The sequence below is a fragment of the Spirillospora sp. NPDC048823 genome (genome assembly GCF_043198445.1).
GTDB lineage: Bacteria > Actinomycetota > Actinomycetes > Streptosporangiales > Streptosporangiaceae > Spirillospora.
Genome location: NZ_JBICUT010000014.1, coordinates 217,442 through 224,975, shown reverse-complemented (window position 1 = coordinate 224,975; position 7,534 = coordinate 217,442). Strand labels below are relative to the sequence as shown.

Here is a 7,534-nt window from a genome sequence, read left to right as displayed (position 1 = left end):
CACACCAAAACCCCCACACCCCTGACCCCAACCCCCACACACACCCGCACAGGCACCTTCCCCACCCACCCCAAACCGCCGCCCGCGGCCCGGCCACAACGCGCCGACCGGCCAGACCGCGGGCGGCACGGAAGGCCACGCCATGCCCCCCCCACACCCACCCACCCACCAGCCCACCCACCGACTACCTGCCGATGCAGTACCAGTTCCTCGCCTTCCTCTCCACCGGCATCTACTTCAGCGGACTGACCTACTTCAAGATGGCCACGACCGGTATGCCGCTCCTCCAGGGCAGCCGTCCATGGCACCTGACCCGGACCCTGCTCACCAGCAGGACGTGGATCACGGGCGCAGTCGTCCTCGGCGTCGGAGCCATCGTCCAACTGACGGCGCTGACCGGCCTGTCGCTGTTCGAGGCACTGCCGATGTTCCTGGCGGGGCTGGGCGTGCTGCTCGTCTTCGCCGTCCCGATCCTCGGCGAACGGCTCACCCTGCGCGAATGGGGATGCGTGGTCCTGCTGGTCGGCGCGACAGTACTGCTCGTGCGCGCCACGCCGGGGACCCTCGCTCCGGCCGGGATCAGCACACCCCCGCCGCCGCTGATCGTGGCCGTCGCCCTGCCCTCGCTGCTGGTGCCGTGCATCATGTTCCTGGCAAGCGACCGGGCCCGCAAAGGCAGCCACGCACGGCCGCTGACGGGCGTCGCGCTCGCCATCAACGTCGGCCTGCTCACCGGTACCAGCGAACTGATGCTCAGGGGAGCCGCATCCCTGGCCGAAGATCCGGGCACCCTGATCAGGACCCCATACCTGTACGTCTTCGCGGTCGCGGCGCCGCTGGCGATGGGCCAGCTCCAGATCGCCCTGCAGCGCAGCCGCCTGGTGGTCGTCGGGCTCGTCGCCACCGCGACCGCGAAGACCTATCTGCTGATCGTGGCGACGCCCGTCTACGGGGAGCCCTGGCCCGTCGAGAGCGGCCAGGCGGTACTGGCTCTGGCGCTGGCGATCCTGGCCGTCGCCGCCATCCCGCACCATGAACCCCGCACCGCCCCGCTGGAACCCCCCACCGCCCCGCACCGAGATTCGACCGAACAACCGGAAGGAAGGCATGGACCACCAGCAGCGCCTGGAGCATCCCATCTGGATGTCCAAACCTCCGTGGACTCTCGTCCTGCGTCATCTGGCCCCCGGCGACATCCGGGCGACGTCCGCCCAGCTCAAGGCGTTCCGGTCGTTCAGCGAGGCGGGTGACCCGCCGGCGGACGCGGTGGCGGAGATGATCGCGAGGCTACCCGGCGGAACTGGCCGGCGACTGTTCGAACGCGCCCTGCACGAGGGCATCGACGCCGTCGAGGACCCACCGAGCGAGCTGGTGGACTTCTTCGCGGAGATCGACGCGGTCCCGTACTGGGTGGACGCCGATCTCCTCGACCGAGGCGCCAGGGTGATCAGCCGCACCGGGCGGATCGGGCTCACGACGGTGATGCCGTGCACGTCTCTCTACGGCGGTTACCTGGCCTCCCGCGCCAACAAGACGCTCGTGCGCACCGGCGACCTGGACACCATGGCGCCCCGCCGGCTGGCCGAGACCGCGAGCTGGTGGGTGGACGTCACCTCCCCCGGTGGGCTCGGCCGCTTCGACACCGGTTTCAAGCAGACGATCCGTGTGCGCATCATGCACGCCCAGGTGCGGGCCGTGATGCGCGGACGCGACGACTGGGACCGGGACGCCTGGGACGCGCCGATCAACCAAGTCCAGCTCACCGGAACCCTGCTGCTGTTCTCCCTGGTCATGCTGCTCGGCTCGCGCGCCATGGGGCTCCGGTTCTCCGCCGGGGACCGGGCCGCGGCGATGCATCTGTGGCGCTATGTGGGCCACCTCATGGGCGTCCACCGCGACCTGCTCCCCGCCACGGAGGCCGACGCGTGGCGGACCCTCTGGCTGGAGGCCGCGACCGAGTACCTCCCCGACCAGGACTCGCGGCAACTCGCCCGATCGCTGCAGGACGCCGCGGCCCCGCTGCTGCTCCCGCCCGCTTTGAAGAACTCCCCCGTCGCACGGCACGTACTGACCAACTATTTGTTCGCCCACAGCCGCCTCGTCCTCGGCAAGCGCAACGCCGACTTCCTGGGCACGCCCGACAGCAGGGCCTACCAGGCCGCCGTGCTCGGCACCGCCGCCGCGGTCTTCGTCGCGGAGAGCGTCCGCCGGGTGGTTCCCGGCGCGACCCGCCTCGCCGAACGCCGCGGCCTTCACCGGCGCACCGTCCTCGTCCGCCGCATGGTCCGCGAACAACGCGGCGACCGGACCCACAGCCGCCTCGACGCCCACCGCCCGACGAGGCTCAATGGCCGGCCCCTCGCCGAGGGAACCGGCTGAGCCGGCCCTGGGCAGCCTGCCGCACCGGGACCACGCCGGTCCCACGCGCCCCGGGGCACGCCGGGGCACGCGGGAACGGATGGCCCGATGTGGCCGGTGGGTGGGCCTGTGAAGTATCGCGAATACCGTTCATATTCCCGATCATGGGCAAGCGCAGCGCAGTCGTCGCAGTCGTGTTCACCGTGGTCCTGGGGCTGCTGACGGCACCGGCACTCGGCCACGCCGAACGCGAGGTCAGGTTTCCGGCGGGGACCGGCAAGGTCCCGACGTACAGGAAGGCGCCGGCGTCGCCCCGGCTGGTGGTATGCAAACCGGAGTCGGCCGAGCTGATCAACGGGTACGGCGGGTGGCTGAGAACGCTCAACGAACGGCTCCTCGCCGAATGCTCGTACGAGCACATCCAGGCCGCGGTGAACGACGTCACCGAGCGCGGCACGACGATCTACGTGCTGCCCGGCACGTACCGCGAGGAGCCCAGCCGCGCGGAGCCGAGCCCGCACTGCGCAGAGCTGGCGAAACAGGACCTGCTGACCTACGCCGACCAGTTCGCCTGCCCGAACCTCCAGCAGCTCGTCGCCGTCTTCGGGGACCAGACGCCGGACGACGACGACTACTCGTGCGACAGCCCGCGCTGCGACCTCCAGCTGGAGGGCACCGGCCGCGAGATGACCGACGTCGTCGTCGAGGGCGGGTTCGAGTCCGACGGGACCTGGGCCAAGCTCAACGGCATCCGCGCGGACCGCGCGGACGGCTTCTACCTGCGCAACATCACCACGCAGCTGTTCGAGTTCAACGGCGTGTACATCCTGGAGCAGGACGGCTTCGTGATCGACCGTGCGCTGGCCCGGTGGAACGAGGAGTACGGCTTCCTCACCTTCGCCAGCGACCACGGCCTCTACACCGACTGCGTCGGCCATCACAACGGCGACGCCGGGCTCTACCCGGGCTCGGCCTCTCCGCTCAACGGACGCCGGCACTCCGTCGAGATCCAGCGCTGCGACTCCCACCACAACGCGCTCGGCTACTCCGGCACCGCGGGAGACTCCGTCTACGCGCACGACAACAAGTTCCACCACAACTCGGCGGGCGTCTCGATGGACAGCGCCTTCCCCGGCCACCCGGGCCTGCCGCAGAACCACGCCACGTTCGAGAACAACCTGATCTACAGCAACAACGTCAACTACTACGGCAACGTCTGGGACGGCACCTGCGCCAAGCTCCCCAGGGACCGGGGCCACGAGGACGGCGTGGTGTGCCCAGCCCCGCCGGTCCCGGTGGGCACCGGCCTGCTCCTCGGCGGCGGCAACGACAACAACTACGCGCACAACCGCCTGTACGACAACTGGCGCAGCGGCTTCCGGCAGATCTGGGTGCCCGCACCGCTGCGCGGCGAGGACGACTGGACGAAGTTCCGCGACACCTCGCACCGCAACCGCTACACCCGCAACGCGTTCGGCGTCGCGCCGGATGGGAGGACGCTGCCCAACGGCCTGGACGTGTGGTGGGACGAGCAGGGAGACGGCAACTGCTGGCAGGACAACACCTCGTCCTGGGGAGCGGTGAAGTCCGATCCGGCCCGCCTGCCCGACTGCGCTCACCCGTCCGGCTGGACGATCTTCTCGCCGTTCGGCAACCTCCTCAAGGTCCTGGCCGCCCTGCCATGTTCGGAGTACGGCCGCGACAAGCCGAGGCCCGAGGGCTGCGACTGGTTCGACACCCCCACGCGCCCGGCTCCCTGACGGACGCGCCACCCTGACGGACGCGCCACCGGCCCGGCTGCGCGCGCAGCCGGGCCGGTGGCCGTGGGGTGGGAGGTGGGACCGGGAGGTGGAGACCGGTAGGTGGGGACCGGTCAGTCTCCGAGCGGGCCGAACTCCTTGCGGGTGTCGATGACCTCGCCGGTCAGGTTCCAGCGCTCGCCCTTGAACTCCATCATCTGCATCGACTCGATCGGGAAGCCGTCATCGGGGCCCGTCTGCATCGTCACGCCGGGCAGCAGCATCGGCACCTCGACGTTGTTGAGGTTGCGCACCGAGTCGCGCAGGCCCTCGCGGGTCTTGCACTTGGCGGCCTCCATCGCCTTGTGGAAGCTGCTCGCCACCGCCCAGCCGTAGGCGTGGTACGGCACGGCGGGGTCGGCGCCCGGCTCGTACTGCTTCATCTTCGCCTTGTACAGCTTCATCTCCGCGTCGTCTTCCCACTGCGGGTCGTTCGGGTCCTTGTAGTACGTGGACGACACGACGCCCTGCACGTTCTTGAAGCCGACCGGCTTCAGCACCGTCACGGACGCGGCGACGTTGTTGAGGATGTGCAGCGGGTTCCAGTCGGTCATCTTGGCGTCGGCGGCCAGCGCCTGCGAGCCGAACTTCGGCGTGGTGACGTTGAGGAACACATCGGCGCCCGAGCCCGCCAGGTCCCGCATCTGCGCCTCGACGCTCGGGTCGGTGACCTCGTAGCTCTTCTCTTGGACGATCTTGATCTTGGTGCCCTCGATCGCCTTCTTGAACCCGCCCACCAGGTCCTCGCCGAAGTCGTCGTTCTGGAACAGGACCGCGACCTTGGCGTCCGGCTTCTCCTGCTTGAGGAACTGGGCGTACACCCGCCCCTCGGAGAGGTAGTTGGGCTGCCAGCCGCTCGTCCACTGGTGCTTGTCGTCGGCCCCCCACTTGGAGGCGCCGGTCGCCACGAAGACCTGCGGCACCTTCCGCTGGTTGGTGTAGTCCCACGTCGCCGTCGTCGACGGCGTGCCGAGGGTCTGGAACAGCGCGAACACCTGCTCCTGCTCGACCAGCCGGCGCGCCTCCTCGACGGCCTTCGGCGGCTGGTAGCCGTCGTCGCGGACGGTGAACTCCACCTTGCGGCCGTCGATGCCGCCCTTCTCGGCGTTGACGTAGTCGAAGTAGGCCTGGATGCCCTTCGGGATGGCGCCGTACGCGGAGGCCGGGCCGGACAGCGGATAGATGCCGCCGAGCTTGAGCGTGGAGTCGGTGATGCCGGTCGTCTGCTGCCCCTCGCACGCACCGCTCGCGGTGCCGCCGTCGTCGCCGTCGTCGCGTCCGCCGCAGGCCGCCGCGGTCGTCGCCGCCAGCAGCACGGCGGCCGACACCGCCGTACCCCGCATCAGCACCCCGCCGCCGTTGTTCGACCGGCCTCTTCCCATTGATCGACGCATGCCCTTACCCCTTCCGGAGGATCCTGTTAGAGCGGGTCTTGTTGAACCAGTGCGCGGCACGCCCGGCCAGCCCGGCGAGCCCGGTCGGGGCGACGTACATCACCGCGATGATCAGCAGCCCGAAGATGACCCCCGGTGCCGCCTTGTTGATGTCCTGGGAGAAGCTCGGCACGAACATCACGAACAGGCCGCCGAGCAGCGGCCCCCAGGTCGAGCCCAGTCCGCCGACCACGATGCCCGCCAGCAGCGTGATCGAGAGGTTGACGGTGAACGAGTCGGGTGAGACGAACCCGATCGTCCACGTGTAGAGGCAGCCCGCCGCGCCCGCGAACATGGCGCTCCACGCGAACGCGAGCCGCTTGTAGGAGGCGGGCTTCACGCCCATGACCTCCGCCGCCGTCTCGTTGTCGCGGACGGAGTGCAGCGCCCGGCCGACCCGCGAGCGCAGCAGCACGTGCACCGCCACGAACGCCACGATCGTCGCGGCCAGCGCCAGGAAGTACAGCCACTGGTCCGCGGCGAGGCCCGTCCACGCGGGCGGCGCCGGCTTCTCCATCGTCAGGCCCATGGATCCGCCGGTCACCGACTCGAACCGCTTGAGCAGCGGCACGATGAAGATCGCTATGGCGAGTGTGACCAGCGCCAGATACAGCCCGCGCAGCCGGGTCGCCGGCACCCCGAACGCCAGTCCGATCGCGAACGCCAGCGCGGCCGCGAGCGGCAGCGTCAGCGGGTACGGCAGATCCCAGTGGTACATCATGACGGCGGCCCCGTAGGCGCCGACCGCGAAGAACGCCCCGTGGCCGAGCGAGATCTGCCCGGCATGGCCGGTCAGCAGGTTCAGCCCGAGCAGCGCCACCGCGTAGACCATCACCATCGTGAACTGGAAAACCCGGAACGGGACCAGCTGGAACGGCGCCCACAGGGCCATCAGCAGCAGCACCCCGAGCGCGATCCACCGCCAGTTCCGCACGGTGAACGCCATCAGCCGCCCCCGCGGCGTCGTGGGCGCCGAACGCTCGTCCTTGGCGGACTCCGGTGTCTCCGCGTCCGCGCGGGTGGTCTCCGTGGCCTCCGCCGATGTCGCTTCCGTCGATTCGCTCATGCGCGTTCCACCGCCGCTCGTCCGAACAGGCCTTGGGGGCGCAGCAGCAGGACGCCGAGGATGACGGCCAGCGGAACGCCGATCTTCAGGTCGGAGCCGATCGCGTCCACGTACGACCCGGCGAGGGTCTCGGCCACGCCGACGATCAGGCCGCCGACCACGGCGCCCAGCGGGCTGTCGAAGCCGCCGAGGGTGGCCGCGGCGAACGCGTAGATCAGGACGCCGCCCATCATGTTGGGCTCCAGGAACAGCAGCGGTGCGACGAGGACTCCCGACACCGCTCCGACCAGGGCGGCCAGGCCCCAGCCGAGCGCCAGCGTCCAGCCGACCCGGATGCCGACCAGCCGGGCCGACTCGGGGTTGGTGGCCACCGCGCGCATTCCGAGGCCGACCTTCGTGTAGCGGAACAGCAGGTAGAGCAGTCCCATGACCCCGCCCACCACGGCGAACACGCCGAGCGTGGAGTAGCCGAGGCTGACCCCGCCGGCGCGGAACGCACCGTCCGGGAACGGGTTCGGGAAGTCCTTGATCAGGAACGACCAGATCCAGCCGGCCGCCGCGTTGACGAAGATGAACAGGCCGACGGTGACGATCACGAGGGTCAGCTCGGGGGCGCCCTCCACCGGCCGGATGATCACTCGTTCGATCAGCATGCCGCCGACGAACGAGATCGCGAGCGTGAGGATCAGTGCGAGCCAGAACGGGAGGCCGGCGTCGATGAACGTCCACGCGATGTACGTCGCGAACATGGCCAGCTCGCCCTGGGCGAAGTTCACGATCCCGGTGAACTGATAGATCAGCACGAGGGCGAGGGCCAGGCTCGCGTAGATCGCGCCGGCGCTCAGCCCCCCGATGACGGTCTGCAGGAAGTCGGCCAT

At 69.9% G+C, this 7,534-nt stretch carries 6 protein-coding genes; 3 read left to right on the top strand and 3 right to left on the bottom strand.

Annotated features, from left to right (window positions below; translation table 11 throughout):
• Nucleotides 1–194: 194 nt before the first annotated feature.
• The 3 genes from ACGFK0_RS28550 (at nt 195) to ACGFK0_RS28540 (ending at nt 4,118) form a co-directional block, all read left to right on the top strand.
• The gene (locus tag ACGFK0_RS28550; RefSeq protein ID WP_392910213.1) at nt 195–1,250 is read left to right on the top strand and encodes a hypothetical protein; all 1,056 of its coding nucleotides are present in this window, start codon (nt 195–197) and stop codon (nt 1,248–1,250) included.
• Nucleotides 1,144–2,379 (top strand): oxygenase MpaB family protein, encoded by a 1,236-nt coding sequence (locus tag ACGFK0_RS28545; protein WP_392910232.1) that lies wholly within the window; start codon nt 1,144–1,146, stop codon nt 2,377–2,379. Before ACGFK0_RS28550 ends, ACGFK0_RS28545 begins: the two co-directional genes overlap by 107 nt.
• Before the next feature lie 143 nt (nt 2,380–2,522).
• Nucleotides 2,523–4,118 (top strand): right-handed parallel beta-helix repeat-containing protein, encoded by a 1,596-nt coding sequence (locus tag ACGFK0_RS28540; RefSeq protein ID WP_392910211.1) that lies wholly within the window; start codon nt 2,523–2,525, stop codon nt 4,116–4,118.
• A 113-nt stretch (nt 4,119–4,231) separates the two neighbouring features.
• Here the strand turns inward: ACGFK0_RS28540 and ACGFK0_RS28535 are convergent, their stop codons facing one another.
• The 3 genes from ACGFK0_RS28535 to ACGFK0_RS28525 are packed head-to-tail and all read right to left on the bottom strand — an operon-like array spanning nt 4,232 to nt 7,534.
• Nucleotides 4,232–5,551 carry an ABC transporter substrate-binding protein gene (locus tag ACGFK0_RS28535; protein ID WP_392910209.1) on the bottom strand — a complete coding sequence of 440 codons (1,320 nt, stop codon included), beginning with the start codon at nt 5,549–5,551 and terminating at the stop codon, nt 4,232–4,234.
• Between the two features lie 4 nt (nt 5,552–5,555).
• On the bottom strand, nt 5,556–6,656 hold the full coding sequence (locus ACGFK0_RS28530) for a branched-chain amino acid ABC transporter permease (protein WP_392910207.1): 1,101 nt from the start codon (nt 6,654–6,656) through the stop codon (nt 5,556–5,558).
• On the bottom strand, nt 6,653–7,534 hold the full coding sequence (locus tag ACGFK0_RS28525) for a branched-chain amino acid ABC transporter permease (RefSeq protein ID WP_392910205.1): 882 nt from the start codon (nt 7,532–7,534) through the stop codon (nt 6,653–6,655). Before ACGFK0_RS28525 ends, ACGFK0_RS28530 begins: the two co-directional genes overlap by 4 nt.

Excerpts from the sequence above, each read along its gene's own strand:
- ACGFK0_RS28550 (WP_392910213.1), top strand. The coding sequence starts at position 195 with ATGCAGTACCAGTTCCTCGCCTTCCTCTCCACCGGCATCTACTTCAGC.
- ACGFK0_RS28545 (WP_392910232.1), top strand. The coding sequence starts at position 1,144 with ATGTCCAAACCTCCGTGGACTCTCGTCCTGCGTCATCTGGCCCCCGGC.
- ACGFK0_RS28540 (WP_392910211.1), top strand. The coding sequence starts at position 2,523 with ATGGGCAAGCGCAGCGCAGTCGTCGCAGTCGTGTTCACCGTGGTCCTG.
- ACGFK0_RS28535 (WP_392910209.1), bottom strand. The coding sequence starts at position 5,551 with ATGCGTCGATCAATGGGAAGAGGCCGGTCGAACAACGGCGGCGGGGTG.
- ACGFK0_RS28530 (WP_392910207.1), bottom strand. The coding sequence starts at position 6,656 with ATGAGCGAATCGACGGAAGCGACATCGGCGGAGGCCACGGAGACCACC.
- ACGFK0_RS28525 (WP_392910205.1), bottom strand. The coding sequence starts at position 7,534 with ATGGCCGACTTCCTGCAGACCGTCATCGGGGGGCTGAGCGCCGGCGCG.